Here is a 15,094-nt window from a genome sequence, read left to right as displayed (position 1 = left end):
AAGCGTGCCATGCCCGGAGGGCGCTGGAGAGCCCGCTTTAGCTCGCCACAACGGCGGGATCGGGATAGTTGCGCGCAAGGGGACTCGCAAAAAGCTGCCAGACGCCCTCCACGGCCTCGTCGATCGCCTTCTGAACGGCAAGGTCTGTTAGGTCCAACATTCTGTATATGCCGCCCTCCGCCGTGATCGCTTCCACTCTTCGATAGGTGCTCGCGTGATTGCGAGCGTACTTCACCAAGCCCTTCAACTTCGGCAGCGCATCCGTGAAGTGAGTCGAATGCGGATCGACAATGTCCGCCGCAATGGACCCGTCAGCGAGTTTGGAGAAGAAGACAAAATCGGGACGAACGATTTTCGACTCGCCCGCCTCTTCATACACAATGCCGAGAGAGTCTTGCGATGCGCGACCGGGGTTTCGGTACCATGCGACAAATCCAGGTCGCTGCATTTCTGTCGATAGCACCTTCTCTTCCCACGATGAGCCAAAATCGACTGGAAAGAGCTTGTCACCACCGCACAGTAGATGGTGCTGGAAACGGGGAAGATCGATTTTCTTGCCGTCGGTTTCCAGCGCGGTCGTTGGCTGTATCCAAACGGTTGGACGAGCGAGGTCCACGTCCATAGGCCGAGCACTCATCTCTTGGACCTGACGATAAATCTCCTGACGCTCATCGGTGAGCGCCTTGATCGCCTCCTTGTGCTCGGTCAACCATTCATTCGCCACCTTCTCGGCTCGATCATTTAGGACTTGTGCAGTCGCCGGCACCAGACCGAGCGCTGCAACAACCGTGTGAGCCTCGATCAGTGCATTCTCAGAGTCATCATCGTCGGCCCCGGAAGCGAGATGTTCGCTGTATGTGGTTGCGACATCCGGACTGATGATACGCCCTGCTCGCTTATAAGCGTCTTCGATCACTGCGTAGTCAGACGCTTCCAAGAAGTCGTTGAAGGTCATGGCGTTCGTGTGCAGAGCAGACGTAACAGTCACACCTTCCACCGTCAGCACCGCGCTGCGCGCCCTTTCGATTTCCGCCTCAAACTCATTCCGCGCGCCGTCCAAGACCTTGTGCAGTTCGGCGTGAGCTTTCTTGCCGGCGTCCGGAAGAAGGCCGTCGGCAGCAAGCTCATGCGCCAACAACGTCAGTCGCTTCACCGGTCGAGACTCTCGATTTCCCTTTGCTTGAGACGGCAAGCTCAGGAGCTTCGTCCACACGTCTTCCGGAACGTCGGGATTGGGCGTCATTTCCTCCGGATTGATTAGAACACGGCGAATTGGAGGGCCGTCGCCAGCGTCGCCTCCCGTCATGAGCGACGCGACGACTTCCTGAACGGATTTCTTGTCGAATTTGGGCAGAAGGCAATCGACAGAGTTTAGCCGCTCGTTGCCGGGAATACGTCGAGCCAGCGGCGCCCGAACCATGCGCCCCAAAAGTTGCGTGATATGAGTTCTGTCCGTTGCCGCGCGGAACGACACCATGACTTCAGCACGGGGGCAGTCCCAGCCGGTGCTGATTGCATCCTTCGCGATCAGAATCCGAACGTCCTTCGACTCCTGAACACGTTGCGGCTCGATATACGGCACGGAATAGCTGCCGAACACCTCGGTCTTATGCTCGCCAAAAACGTTTGCCACATGCTCTGGCCGCAGATCGGACCACCTCTCGAAGATCGTGTTGAGAGCCTTTCCGATGTCGTTCCGATCGGGCGTATTCTGCACCTGCAAGACCATGAGGGGGACCACGGCGTCCACTTCGCCTTGCTGCGTCGCGTAATTCGCCCAAGCCTCGGACAACTCCTTCAACTTGTCCGTGCCGCGCCGAACAAGGACTGTAGAGAAGTCTCCCTGCTCGTCAGGAATTTCAAGGATGATGACGTCTTTCAGAAGACCGGAATCCTGGACCTTCTTTGGATCGACAACGACGTTCGAAAGCGTATCGCGTCCCTTCGCGCCCTCCATCGCCTTGTTGAAGCGGTCAACCGTGGCGGAGATGCCCCAGACAACAGGGACCCCAGGCACTGAACCCGTTCCGTTTATAAGCTGTTTGACGATAGTTGGCTTGGCGTCGGCGCTCTCCTTCATGCCCCGATGCGCTTCATCCAGAACGAGGTACAGCGTCAGACTGGGGTCTTCGATCGTGTTCTGGATAATGTCCCAGATCGTGAACGACCGAAGGTCCGGCATGATTTTAAGCTGAGCATCGTCTTCAGTTGTCCCGCCGCCGGGATCGTGGCCGCGCACCAGAAGGCTGTTCTTCCCGAGCTTCTGCGTGTTGAGAAAGTAGATTTTACCGGCCTCAAGACTGTCTCGGTTGAAGGTGTTTTCAATCGTGACAAGGTCCGAAATCGTCAGCTTGTCGGACGCCTCATGCAGCCGCCACATGGATTGAACGTTGAGTGAAGGATCGTCGCTGAACCAGATAACGACCGCGCCTGGGTCAGATTCAAAATTGTAGTCGTCGTTCCCGTAAAACAGTGCTTCGAACACTGCGGCAGCCATCACCGTTTTACCGGCCCCCGTCGCCGCTGTGAGCGAGAAGGCGTGTCTGTCGCCGTCCTCATGCCAGCGCCTGCGCGCCTTCTTTAATCTGTCGAGAACGTCTCTTACCGCCTCTTCCTGGTAGTCCTTGAGCGTAAACTTCATGACTCAACGCCCCATCGAGAAACGGAAGTTGTTGAGATATGACTCATAGAGTCTCACCGCCTCAACACGCTCCGGCAATCGACGCGTAACGGACTGAAAGCGGCGTTCGTCATCTGTCACGATGTAGGCGATGCGAATCGCCGCATTCTTCTTCACGGCCTTACAAAACGGCGTGGTCTGATCGAGATCGATTAAGAGGCCGTACGTTTCTACAACATCCCATCCTTGGGCTGGTATCTTTTGAATCCGGCGTCCTTCACACCCAGCACGCATCCACAGAAGTGGCGCTATGCGCTCGAACGCGCGGTTGTGACCGATAGCGACCGGTGTTTCGTATGTGAGCGTGAAAAATTCTGCGTTCTCTTCGAACCCCTCCGACATCGGGAATTCGTCGTTAAACTTATAGTCGCCTTCGATGTCCTTACCGTCCGGCGTTCTGCCGGTGATGGCCGCTTCAATGCGCGGTTTTGTAACGTAGTCGCAGATACCCCACTTTTCCCAGTCACTTTCGCCCGGGCGAAGACCCTGCTTGCACAACGCCACCTGTTCGTCGGGACCGACTTCATTGTTTGTGATGGAGATGCACTGGCGTCGTCCTTCGTCCTGCCTGTTTAGGCGCATGACGGCATGTGCAGTCGTGCCTGACCCACTGAAGAAGTCCAAAACCACTGCCGTGGGGTTGTCCTCCACAAAAAGGCGCAGCACGTCCTCAACCGCGTACAAAGATTTTGGGAATGGAAAATTCCTGCCGGGAATAATCTGCCTAAGCAGCATAGAGCCGTGCTCGCTGGCGCTGTGGCTTACGTTGTCCCAAACTGTTCGAGGGGCGGACCGCCGCCCTCCATCTTCGCTAAAATATACTCGAAGGGACCCCGAAGGTGTCCGCCCCTTAACAACGAGAGTGCCGTCTTCGATTGCCTTTAATTGTTCCGACGTGAGGTAGAAGATCGGAAACTGGTTCTTGGCCGCATCTACTTTGCCGACCCGAACCGCTCCCATCGCCAACAGTGACTTCAAGGTTTCGGGCACAACCGACCATCGCCCATCTTCACCATTTGGGCGAGGCGTTGGCCACACGGCGTGCAGGCCTTCCGGCGCCACGTAGTCTCTGGGGCCTTTGTCCGCCGGCAACGCTTCGCCAACCTGCACAATGCGTCCCGACTGATCGAAGAGGATCGGGTAAAAGGCGCCGGGTGATTTGCTCCGAATCCCGTTCGCGCCCGTGCGCGTCAGACCTCTCCACCTAACTTCCTTGCCAGCACTGCCTTCTTTGATTTGTCCCTGGACCTCCATGGTCCCAAACTGACAGACGAATATGTACTCATCGACGCGAGAGAATCCGTCCCGAGGAACACCTTTGGGATTGATTACAGAAGAGAGCATTTGAATGCGTGCCTCTGGAAATATCTGCTCCAGAAGCAGCCCGAGGCGGAGATACTCTTTCTCGTCAATCGTGGCGATCAAAACTGAAGAGGCTGGATTGAGGAGGTCTTTGGCGATCACCAACCGCCGCTCCATCATCGCAAGCCACTTCGAATGCCTATAAAGGTCGTCTTTCTCCACATAGTCGTTGTTGTACTTCCAATCTTTGGCACCTGAGTTGTACGGAGGATCGATGTAGATCGCGTCGATCTTTCCTCGATGCGTGAATGTCAGCGCTTCTAATGCGTGAAAGTTCTCGCCATTTATCACCGTATGGAAAGGCTTGTCGCTGCCGCGTTCCTGTTTTCCCGTGCTCACTAGGCCGGGATAGATGTAGTCCTTAAACTCCGCCACAACGACAACATCTTCGACCGGAACCTTCTTGCGTTCTGCGTCGGGTTCATTAGGCGGCACCAGAAATGCCGTTCGCTTTCCATCTTGTCTTTCGAGACGCAGGACTCGCCAAAGCCTCTGATCGCCCTTCGCATTCGATCTTCTAGGAGGGAGGATGCGAACCTTGTCGCCTTTACGTACGAGTCTGCCGGGCAACTCTACACTCTCGGGGCGATGGCGCTCGAAATTCAACCCGAATGAGCGGCGTGACGAAAGAACCTTGAACTCGCGCTCAAGCTCTTGGCCGAGCGCCGCGTCTTTCGCCTTCGCTTGCGCAATGAGATCAGTAAGCCTTGACAAGCCCTACCCCTATTCCCGCCCGTCTTGTCGTTCACGCTCCACCTGAAGCGCGAACAAGCAGCTAAGCGCGCGGCAGCTTCCCGATGGCCTTCTTCAGCATCGCTTCGATCCGCTGCTCGCCGTGCTTCAACTGGCATTCCCAGATCACCAGAACCCGCCACCCGAGCATTCGAAGGGCCTTTCGCACTCTTTGGTCCCGCTTGGCGTTGCCCTCTAGCTTGGTGCGCCAAAATACACTGCGAGTCTTTGGAATTGAAGCTCGCTTGCATCGGGGATGTCGATGCCAGAAACAGCCGTGAACAAAAACGACGAGGCCGTGCTTCGCCAACACGAGATCAGGGCTACCCGGCAGATCGCGCCGATGAAGCCTAAACCGCAAACCCATCCTGTGGGCGGCACGACGGACGACTAGTTCCGGCGTCGTGTCCTTCGAGCGGACAGCGGCCATGTTCGCCGAGCGGCGAGCGTCAATAAGGTAGCCCATCAGCTACGCGCGTAGCACGTGCCTCTCTGCGCGGACAGAGCTTGAGCATGTCGCAATTCACGCACCGATCGGGCCGACGCGCAGACGGGCCAGCGTCGAATCTCCGATCGCGAATATCCTTTGCCACCGTCACTATCTCTGCCCTCACTTCGGTTAGCTTCTCATCGGATAGCGTAACGGCCATCTCCGCCTTTGCGGTATCACGCTCTCCGATATACCGCACGAGACCGTGCTGTGGATCGTACTCCAATTCGGACTTGGCCGCTAAGCCGTACACGCCGATCTGAAACCCCATAAGTTCAGCCGTGAGGCCGGACGCATTTTCTGATGTCGAGTCACCGGATTTGAAATCGATGATCGTAACGCGAGGCGGATCGTCGAGGCGAACGACGTCAATCGCCCCCGTGATAAGTAGGTTCTCTTCGGGTATCAGGGTCTCGAAGGGTTTCTCGGGTTCATATTCAAGCCGAGAAAGCTCTCCCTCATAGCGATTCACGTAAGTCACCACCCCTTCCGAAGCCTTCTTCAGAAGATTCTTCAGCGGCTCCCCTGTCGTGTAGCGCATATAGAAAAGGCCGGCCTCCTGGAGCTTGGCTATTTCATCCTTGAGTGCATTCGGATCGCTGGCCCGCGCTGCCCACGCCGCCGGATCAGCATGCACCGCGCGCAGTAAGTTGTGGACGCCCCGACCGTAACCGAACTCCTGCCCGATCGTCGGCGTAAACCCGAGAACTACACGAAGGTAGAAATCGTGTGGGCACTCCATGAAGTACCTGATGTCCGAGAATGAGGTAGCGAACCGCTGATCTCGGTTGAAGGCGCTCGGCGCGTACTCAATGGTCGGGCCAATATCCGGCGGAACGTTTGCCGAAGCAACGACGCCGCCGACACCGGCTACCATAGGTGCCAACTGCATCACGAAAGGCGACGTCTTCTGTCCGGAGCAAGTGATGAATAGGAAACGCTCCGCCCGCGTCAGACCCACATACATCAAGCGGCGCTCACCGTCGTAGTTCGGGTTGTCGGCTTGGCGAGCCGGATCGACCTCCGGAAGCGCAGCTAAGTCGTAGGGCACTTGGTCCACACGCTTCGCCTGATTGCTCGGGAAGCGCAGTGCATTCACGTCCGCCACGAACACGACCGGGAATTCGAGGCCCTTCGATGCATGGATCGTCGTGATGGAAACCGCGTCTAAGTCGGCCAGCAGCGGCGCTTCCTCAGCCTTTGCAGCACCGGCGCCCCACTGAAGCAAAGCGATCGCTTGCCACTTCAACTGGTTGGGCGGGGTCCAACCTGATGTTTCTATGCTCTTCACCAGTTTGCTGATCTGACCGACGTGGAACAACGCCGCCTTCGCGGCAGTGCCATCTCCCCATGAAGGCATCCCCGCTTCGTACAAGAGCCAGTGGAAAATTGTCTGCGGAAAAACGCGCCGCAGCGTGCTCGTCGCCGAGAGCCATCGCACCGCCTCTCTACAAGCAAGACCAGTCAGAGACGTTGTCACCTGACCGTTTTCGCAGCGTTCAGCGATGGCGCGGCTTAGTCGAACGAGTCGATCCTCGACACCCGGGGGAACGTTAATTCCATTACCCCGCAAAACGTCGGCAGCCTTGGCGATCACATCCTCAGTTGAAGAACTGGAGTTGAGGACGCTCTGAGCGCGATTGGCTAACGCCTTCGGGTTTGTAGCGCCACCAAAGAAAGAGGTGATGCTTGCCGCTCGCGCAAATGCCGCAAGCACCAAGAGCACTTCCGGCTGCGAGAACAAGTCCGGCCCCGCTCGAACCACCGCAGGGATGTTTCTTGCGCGCAGTGCATCCTGATAGGTACGCACGTCGGTCGCCGAACGGACGAGGATCGCCACGTCGGAGTACTTCAGACCCCGAACTGAGCCCTTGTGGTCGTGTTTTGCGCCGTCACCTAAGTCAGGGCGCACAAGCTGCGAAATCGACTTCGCAATCCAGTCGGCCTCATCGCCTCGCGTGGCGAGCCGAGCAAGTGCAACGTGAGCCGAGTTGTGATCGACGCGAGCGGTGTTGCCATGCGACATATCCGGGTTCGACATACCGGCAGTATCTTGAATTGTCTTCGACCACCCGTTGGCCAGCTTGATGATCCTTTCCGTTGATCGATAGTTCGCTGGAAGCTCCAGAACCTCACCATTCTCGGACGCTGCTAACTCCTGAAAAAGTCGCCCCATGAGATCAACACGACCGCCACGAAACGCGTAGATGGCCTGACGATGGTCTCCGACGGCGGTCAGCCGGCCAGCATCGCCAACGATCGATCGAATGATGTTATCTTGAACCGGGTTGATGTCTTGCACCTCATCAACGACCAGGGCCTTCCATCGCGCGCGAAATCGCTCCGCGAACTCGGCATCACTCAGCAGCCGACGCTGCAACTCGGATTGAACAGTGGGGAAATCGAAGAAGCGTCGCGCCCGGAGGTAAGCGTAGTACCGAGCCGTGGTCTCTGCGAACGCTTGGTTCAACGCTGAATTGCCGACCGGTGTGTTGAGAGTCGCAGCAGCACACCAATCCCGTTCGTTGTGAAGGTCTGCGGGGGGTGCCTCAGTGGGAAGGGTTACGTCGAGCACACCGTACTCGTTCAAGAGATCGTAGCCCGTCATGAAGAGGTCGATCGCGGCGTACTTACCGCCGGCGACGCCAGCATCCTTCGCCTGCTTCTCAAACGCGGACATCGCGAGGACACTGAATGAACCCTGCGCGATGAGCGACATCCGCCCCGCGTCGTCGAGCACATCAGACATGTAGTAATCATTTGGCGCCAACTCGCGCAGCGCCTGCAAGCAGAAGCCGTGAATTGTGCCGATGTACATCCCACCAATCGAGACTTCTTCGCCTTCCGAGGCGGTGAGTTGCAGCCATTTGCGAATGCGAAATTTTAGCTCTTCAGCGGCAGCCTCAGTAAACGTAAAGGCGACTATCTCAGACCTGGGATAATCTTCGACCGCGATCCACCACGCGACGCGGCGAGCCATGACTTCGGTCTTGCCCGAGCCGGCGCCGGCGATGACGAGTAGACGTTCCGCCGGCGAACTCACGGCAGCGGATTGTTCGTCGTTTAGATTGGCCGTCAGAATTTGTCGGGCTTCATCCGGAGATACGGGCACGGCTAGCTCCGTCCGCGACGCTTGCATGATCGCGTCAGTACTTGTCGCAACGCAGCCGCATGACTTCGCGCAAGCCCCGGAGGGAAGGCATTGCCGATCATTTGCGCCGCCGGGTAACGACCGCGTTCCATGCTGAAGTAGTACTTCTTGGGAAAGCCTTGCAGCAATGCCGCCTCGCGAAGCGTGATGGCGCGGTGCTGCTTGGGATGCAGGAAGCGGCCCTTCGAGGGATTGATGCAGCCTCCCGTCACGGTTGGTGCCGGAAGGGACCACGACATGCGTCCATACACATCGTAGAAGCCGTCGCAATCCAAGTGGCACTGAAGCTGTTCGGATTTCGGCAAATCACTGCGGCTGCCGCCATTCAAAGGTATCTTCTTGATCAACGCATCTACATGCGGCGCCCTGTTCACTTCGTAGTCATGTAGCGGATCGGTGCCACTACCCGGCTTCGGCAGTCCGTAGATCGCCGTCTTCACAGTCCGTCTCGACCGAGCCCGCCGGCCAAATTGAGGTTCGAAATCTCGCGTGCCGATCAGAATCATCCGACGCCGGCGCTGCGGCACGCCGAATTCTACGGCGTCGAACACATCCGCCTTGCACCGAAAGCCCAGCGCCTCCAATCGAGTGGTCACCTGCTTCAGGCGTGCGTCGTCGAACAACCCAGGCACATTTTCCAACATGACAGCACGAGGAAGCGCTTCTTCAACAATCCGCACGAACTCGAATACGAGGTCGTTCATCGGCTCATTGATCTTCACACCGCCGTTCAGTGTTCGCAGCGACGAAAACCCCTGGCACGGCGGACAACCGGCGACGAGATCAAGCTCACCCTTTCTCAGGCGAGCGCTGCGAAGGAGCTTCCGACCCGTGACTGACCGAATGTCATCGCTAATGACGGCAGTAGTCGGATGGTTCTTCTTGTAAGTCTCCACGGCGAGTGGATCGACGTCGAGCGCCGCCCGAACCTCGAAGCCTGCCTGCTTGAGTCCGAGCGTCAGCCCTCCGCATCCAGAAAACAGATCAACTGCCTTGAGCTTCACCGCCGCCCCGCCGAATCGCACCGCACCCATCGAAGCTCTACGACAAGGTGCAGAGAAGGTCTTAACGGTCGTTGCGGTTGCAGATCAAGATAGCGGCGCTCGCGAGACCGCTCCTTTGGCAGCGAGCTACCACCTCGGTTCGACCTCGTAGGCGATCGTCTTCAGCGCCTTATTGGCATCCCCTCGCGTCCCGTAGACGCCCAGCAGCTTGCCGGCGTCATCGACGTTCGCGATGCGAAACAAGCTCCACCGCTTGTCCTTGCCTTGGGCGATGCGAAATGCCCGACCGTTCTTCCGGCAGAACAAGTCCTTCGACTGGCCAACCTTGATCCACGGGCTGTCCGCGCCGGCGAGAAACATTTGCTCCAAGCGGGCCTGCTCTTCTTCTCGAAGACGCTTGTACCGCGCCTCTCCCTCGACCCTCAGGCGCTCTTCTTCGGCTTCGATGAACTCTTGAAGCGCGCCGATGATCGCCATCATCTCGGTCCCAGCCGCCTGCTCCATCTCGTACAACGCCAAGCACGCGTCCTTCACGTCCTCGTTCGGATAGCCGTTAGACGTGGTTTCCTCCCAGATCGCACGGAGGCGCTGGTTCACGTCGGTTATCGTCAACTCGGGACCTGGAAGCTGATTGAGGAACGCACGGAGGCCTTCAACAGGAATCCAGCAGTACGCTGCCGCCTTTGCAACGTCGTCGCGCACGCCATCCCACTTGCGCCAGACCGAACTTGCTTGATCGAGCGAAGTCAAAATCTCCTTCGCCAACTTGTTCACGCTTTGCGGGTCGCGGATGTGCTTCAGCGACGGGCTCTTGACGTACTCAAGGAGCCTGTACTTGACGGCCCAGAAGCGATCGCTTTCCATCAACCTGCCTCCGTGGGCAGCGCTACCTACGTGGGATCACGCCATTTTGGGATGACCCTCGTCAAGAATTCGTCTTGCCGACTTAGTAAGCGCCGCCCTGGTCAACCCGCACTTGAAGTGGGGGATCATTGGCATAAGCGTCACCCGAACAAACGCAACCCGCTCTGCCACAGGCTTTGAATAGGCGTGCTGCAACATTTGCCAAGTGGTCTTGAGGCGATCGTCGATGGGGTTGTCGATGTTCAATGACATAACGTTCTCTGCTCCCATTGAATCCCACTCGCTTTCGAGGACCGATATCAGTTCCTCTAAGAAGGTGCCGTAACTGGGATCGGGATCGCAGCCAATGCCTTCTCGATAGCACCTCGCGAGATGACGCACGGGGACGATATCAAGCGCCTGTGCGGCGACCTGGAAACATTCGAAGGCACGAACTGGATCGACCGCCACCCCGATCCCATCCCTGTACATCACACCGAGGTTGTTGATCGCGGGAATATGACCCTGCTTTGCGGCTTGTTCGAAACAACTGCGCGCCACATCGGTATCCACCGTCCTTGACCGCAGCCACCAACCATCCGCATGCGTGCGCGCAGAGAAGCTGAGGCACCACCCTATCGAGTTGACTTGTTCGGCTGTTGGTGGGGTGGACGGTTTAGTCAGCCAAATTCTAAGCGCTTCATCGTCGTTCAACCAGTTTGGAACAGCGAAGGTCTCAGTTCTCAGCGCCCCGTTCTGATCAACCCTTACACAAGAGACCTCGACCATGGTCGGATCGGAGGGGGACCATCGCCAGAACGCCGGTGCGTCTCGAACCCAGTCGCTAGCGACATACAAGTATTTGCTCGGCAAGTGCTCCCACTTCGGAACACGAACACGGTCGAACTTGCCAACGCCTGCAATTTCCTCAGCGAGTAGCGGTCGCCAATCGTACGGCGACATAGGTAGTGGTTTGGCCTTCTCGGGCGCTGTTGGCGCCAGCACCGGCTCATCGTGCCATCGGTGCTGCGGTACACTCGACCGTTGGTGATCGGTGCACCAATGTTTTGGCCAAGGCGGACCCAATTCATCGAAAAAGACCCGCCCCCCAGACGGGGCTCGATAGAAATAGACGCAAGCACCGCACACAGGGCAGAGAGCATTGGGATTCATGAATGTCGCATATCTAGGTTTGCGATCGGTTCGCCAATCTAGGCCATCAATCGCGCGCGAGTGTCGATAAGGACTAGCCCCCGTATCACCGCCCCATCCACAGTCGCAATCGGGGGCGTGATTCCATGCGTTGCATCCCACTTTCCACTCCACCGTTTGACGCGCTGATGCTCCCGCGAATGAAGGACGAGATTCCTTCCTTGCGGTCAGCGTTGTTCTCGCAAACAGCGACGACTCGGGAGTGGAAACAACGACCGCGCGAAAAGCCCCAATCGGCTATGGCATCACAGGCGCCATACGCGCAGGATCACACTGCGCGGTCTTTCAACTCTCTCAGCATCGGGCGGAAGACGTTGACGAACGCATTCAACGTCTCGGCGATCCAAGCCTTCTTCTCATCTTCATTCGCAAACGACGTCCAGGGTCGTTCGCGCCCGAACACGATGCCGTGCTTCTCCGAGCGAGCGAATGATCCCTCCGGTAGCTGAGGCAGTATTTCTTCGCGCAATTCTTCCAGCAGTGGGTTGAGTGTCTTCTGAGAGAGAGGGCCACCTTCAACTATCGCACTGATTGTGGGTTCTTGGCTGTTTCTATGGCTGCGCGACGGATGGCTCAGATGAGTTTCGATTGGCGAAACGCCGCTCGATTGCCCATCAACATTGGCGGCGGACAGATACCGACCAAGCGGCACTTCCTACGCCTTAGAGGTCCGCATTGGATCGCCGCCTACGGCATCCACGACAATCCCCGCTTCTATAAGCACTACTGGAAAATCTGGACCTGGATGGACGTCATACCTGCCGACGACCTTCCAGAGTTTAGGCGCCGCTTCGGCCCCTACCCCTGGCTTGCAATCGTCCCAGAACTCTCGTTCAGCGAGGCGATCAAGAAAATGAAACAGTATTGTGATCGCCGCGAGCGCTTCATGGTCATTGACGAGCGCGTTAAACGGGATGATCCGGCGGCTCCATGGGATATCGGATTGACCAAGTCAAAGGGCGGTCGCGTGGCGCCGGCTTACGATAATGACCCGGACAAACCGTTCTTCGAGCACAAATAGAGGATCACGATTGTCAGTCCCAATCGCCTTAAATAGTCTAGGTGTCGTGGCGATGTCGGGGATACAAAACAAGGCACGTTCGTCGGGGGCTCTCACCGCCCTGGTTCTCTATTGGCTCGCGTGCGGATGCGGGTTGCAGGCTACGAGCCCACAGGAGCCGCATATCAACGTCACTGAGGACGACTCAACCGTTCGCGTTTTGACGGCACCTATTGCGCCTTCTGCTTCCGCCTCGCCGCCCCCGACTGAACGAGGGCGTGCCGACATTTCCAGAGTCGTCCAAACGGGCGAGCAACTGATCTCATATTCAGGTTCGCGAACGCCACCCGATCTACAAGCAGTGCACTTCGCCGAGGTTGCCCGTATTAGAGGGAATGATCAGTGGGCCGACTATCCGTCGCAATTTGACCACTGGCATCAAATCGACCTGGATGGTGACGGTCAGGTTGAGCGCCTTGTGTTCTTCACGATTGAAGGGTTCGGTGGCGGCAATAGCTATTCGCGCTTTTTGATCGTCTACCGCTACGTAGAACCCGTATGGTTCGCCTCAGATGTTGTAGGCGTTGGCGGCAAGGGCGACTACCAAGTCATCGGCGACGAAGTTCGACTATCTGGACGAATGCTGAGCGTCGGAGCCAAATTCTACGACGATGAAGACGGCATGTGCTGTCCGAGCATCCCAGCCGACATTCAGTTCACAGTAGGACCCGGCGGACGCCTTGAGCCCTACATTTCAGATGAGCATGCGGAGTTAGTGGGTAATCGGCTCGCGTACTACACGCTCACCCCGCGCGAATAGTTAGTGGCAATATATGCAAGGGGGGCTTCAGGGAAGTAGTGCTCTGAGATGCACGTCTACTAGCGTGGAATCCGGCTCACGAAAGAGTCCGCCTCGGTAAGAGCGTCCCGCTGAGAATCCTGAATCCGACGAATGTCATTGTTACCAGCCTCGACGTATTCGTTGATGCAGTCGATGTAGTTGTTTGCATCTGCACGAAAGCTCTCCCATGCATACCGGTCGTCGCTGTACGGGCGAGACGGTGCATAGCAGCGGTGATCGGGATAGCCCATCATCGACAAATTGCTGGGTCCGAACACTAGGGCTGCGGCTGTGCCCGTTATGAACGTCGAGAACAGCGCGACCAAAGTCATTTGCTTTATTAATTTCGGCATTGTGGCCTCCCCACCGCCCACCATAGCCTGAGGGGATGGCTCAGCAACCGGGTAGGCACTTTCCTGAGGGGCATAAGAGCCTCCGACTCTTCGTTTTCGCTTCACAAGTTGCGTTGTTTCGAACCACCGCCGTTTGATAACGCGAGACCTCGCCAGGTATTCCGGAATGCTCATGGGCTCACGCGCTGTGGCAGGACAGGTCGTGGGCGCATGAAGAAGCGAGCGCCAGGAGAGCGCCTGACACGCGGGTCGATTGTTTGGATCGGAGACCGATGGATGACATCGATTCTGCTGGAAGTCACTCAGGAGTCTTCAAAAGGCACCTGACCTCTTCCAAATCTTCCGGCCCGACAACAGCAAACTCGCCACCAACACCTAGCTCTCGTTCACGCAGATGCTCAAGCAGCCGTGTCTCAGCGGCGAACGCGTCATCGAACGAACCATACTCCCTGCAAGCCATCACCCGCCACTCAAGTGATAACGACGGCGGAAACCCGAAGTTCAACTCGGCTTCCCGTCGCTCGATATCGTTCGACATGCCTACTTTGATCGCACAGGTGCCCGACGAGCGATTAGCGAGCATGGTCTCCGGCACGCCATGAAGGACCATCAAGTAAATACTGCATGGCCCATCCGTGATCGTGAATTCACGACGCCCACCTTTTGGCTTCGGGCCTCGCCTGAAGTTTGGCTGGCGTGGTTGAAACTCATCTGGCCCTCGGCCTTCCGCTGCCCGGCCAAAGCTCCAGATGACTCGAACCGGCGTTGAAGCATCAGCTTCAACCGCTCTTCCCACCCCGGCGAACGTGAAGGGAGAACGGTCCTTGCCGCGCCAAAAGACGTAAACATCGAAATCGCCGCCAATCATCTCTTGGATGCGTGGCTGGTCGATCCGGGTATTGGACTTTCCAAACCAGATCAGGTCCCGGCCATCCCAACGGTTGGCGTAGTCGTGCCCAGTTCGGCCTGCGTTTCCGACGTTCGCGAAAATGAAGTAGGCGTCATCGTGCTTGGTGTAGCCGGTGTCGAAATCGCCGCCGCCACGTTTCTCTTGCGGATAACCGATGATGTCTGCGACCTGATCACGGGTGTAAAGCCCATTGAGCCGGAGTCTGTCGAGCCATCGCGGTGCTTGGCGTTCGTCATTGTTCATGACGACTTGGAATCCCAGCGCCACCAACACGGGTTGGACCGTTCTTTCACCCCCGGTGAATTCGCCACTCCGAAGTGGGCTCGCATCTGGCGACGTGAAACCATGTGCCACGCCCGCAATGGCCTTTGAATCGTAGTAGCGGCCATTGTGGACGAGAAAATAGCTGCGCGATTGGCCGAAGCCGTATCGGTCGAGAAAGGCCTCACGACCAAGTTGATCGAACTCGACAATGGCTTGAAGAACGCTTTCTCGGGTGAGGTTTTTGAGTGCCAT

Annotated in this window: 11 protein-coding genes; 2 read left to right on the top strand and 9 right to left on the bottom strand. The window is 57.4% G+C overall.

Translation table 11 applies throughout. The annotated features are described in order from the left end of the window. Positions 1-37 precede the first annotated feature (37 nt). The 7 genes from VEA80_RS02105 to VEA80_RS02075 form a co-directional block, all read right to left on the bottom strand. The gene (locus tag VEA80_RS02105) at positions 38-2,641 is read right to left on the bottom strand and encodes a DEAD/DEAH box helicase (RefSeq protein ID WP_325059033.1); all 2,604 of its coding nucleotides are present in this window, start codon (positions 2,639-2,641) and stop codon (positions 38-40) included. Positions 2,642-2,644: 3 nt separating this feature from the next. Beyond that, positions 2,645-4,756: a site-specific DNA-methyltransferase gene (locus VEA80_RS02100; RefSeq protein ID WP_325059032.1), complete on the bottom strand. Its 2,112-nt coding sequence runs from the start codon at positions 4,754-4,756 to the stop codon at positions 2,645-2,647. 61 nt (positions 4,757-4,817) lie between these two features. Further along, on the bottom strand, positions 4,818-5,240 hold the full coding sequence (locus VEA80_RS20520; protein WP_325059031.1) for a very short patch repair endonuclease: 423 nt from the start codon (positions 5,238-5,240) through the stop codon (positions 4,818-4,820). Continuing rightward, entirely contained in the window at positions 5,224-8,376 is a 3,153-nt protein-coding gene (locus VEA80_RS02090; RefSeq protein WP_325059030.1) for an ATP-dependent DNA helicase, read from the bottom strand. The genes VEA80_RS20520 and VEA80_RS02090 overlap by 17 nt, the downstream gene beginning before the upstream one ends. A 2-nt stretch (positions 8,377-8,378) precedes the next feature. After that, positions 8,379-9,449, bottom strand: coding sequence for a DNA cytosine methyltransferase (locus tag VEA80_RS02085; RefSeq protein WP_325059029.1), 1,071 nt, complete (start codon positions 9,447-9,449; stop codon positions 8,379-8,381). Positions 9,450-9,545: 96 nt separating this feature from the next. Next, positions 9,546-10,283 (bottom strand): hypothetical protein, encoded by a 738-nt coding sequence (locus VEA80_RS02080; RefSeq protein ID WP_325059028.1) that lies wholly within the window; start codon positions 10,281-10,283, stop codon positions 9,546-9,548. Between the two features lie 36 nt (positions 10,284-10,319). Continuing rightward, positions 10,320-11,267: a tetratricopeptide repeat protein gene (locus VEA80_RS02075; protein WP_325059027.1), complete on the bottom strand. Its 948-nt coding sequence runs from the start codon at positions 11,265-11,267 to the stop codon at positions 10,320-10,322. Positions 11,268-12,051: 784 nt separating this feature from the next. On the opposite strand from VEA80_RS02075, the gene VEA80_RS02070 reads away from it, so the two are divergent. Both VEA80_RS02070 and VEA80_RS02065 read left to right on the top strand, forming a co-directional pair. After that, positions 12,052-12,495 (top strand): hypothetical protein, encoded by a 444-nt coding sequence (locus VEA80_RS02070; protein WP_325059026.1) that lies wholly within the window; start codon positions 12,052-12,054, stop codon positions 12,493-12,495. A gap of 340 nt (positions 12,496-12,835) precedes the next feature. Further along, positions 12,836-13,294: a hypothetical protein gene (locus VEA80_RS02065; protein ID WP_325059025.1), complete on the top strand. Its 459-nt coding sequence runs from the start codon at positions 12,836-12,838 to the stop codon at positions 13,292-13,294. Between the two features lie 59 nt (positions 13,295-13,353). Here the strand turns inward: VEA80_RS02065 and VEA80_RS02060 are convergent, their stop codons facing one another. Further along, on the bottom strand, positions 13,354-13,668 hold the full coding sequence (locus VEA80_RS02060) for a hypothetical protein (protein WP_325059024.1): 315 nt from the start codon (positions 13,666-13,668) through the stop codon (positions 13,354-13,356). Positions 13,669-13,966: 298 nt separating this feature from the next. Then, complete coding sequence (locus tag VEA80_RS02055) at positions 13,967-15,094, bottom strand: GIY-YIG nuclease family protein (protein WP_325059023.1); 1,128 nt, start codon at positions 15,092-15,094, stop codon at positions 13,967-13,969.

It is taken from the genome of Vitreimonas sp., from assembly GCF_035627415.1.
Classification (GTDB): Bacteria; Pseudomonadota; Alphaproteobacteria; order Caulobacterales; family Aquidulcibacteraceae; genus Vitreimonas.
This window is presented reverse-complemented; position numbering and strand designations above follow the sequence as displayed.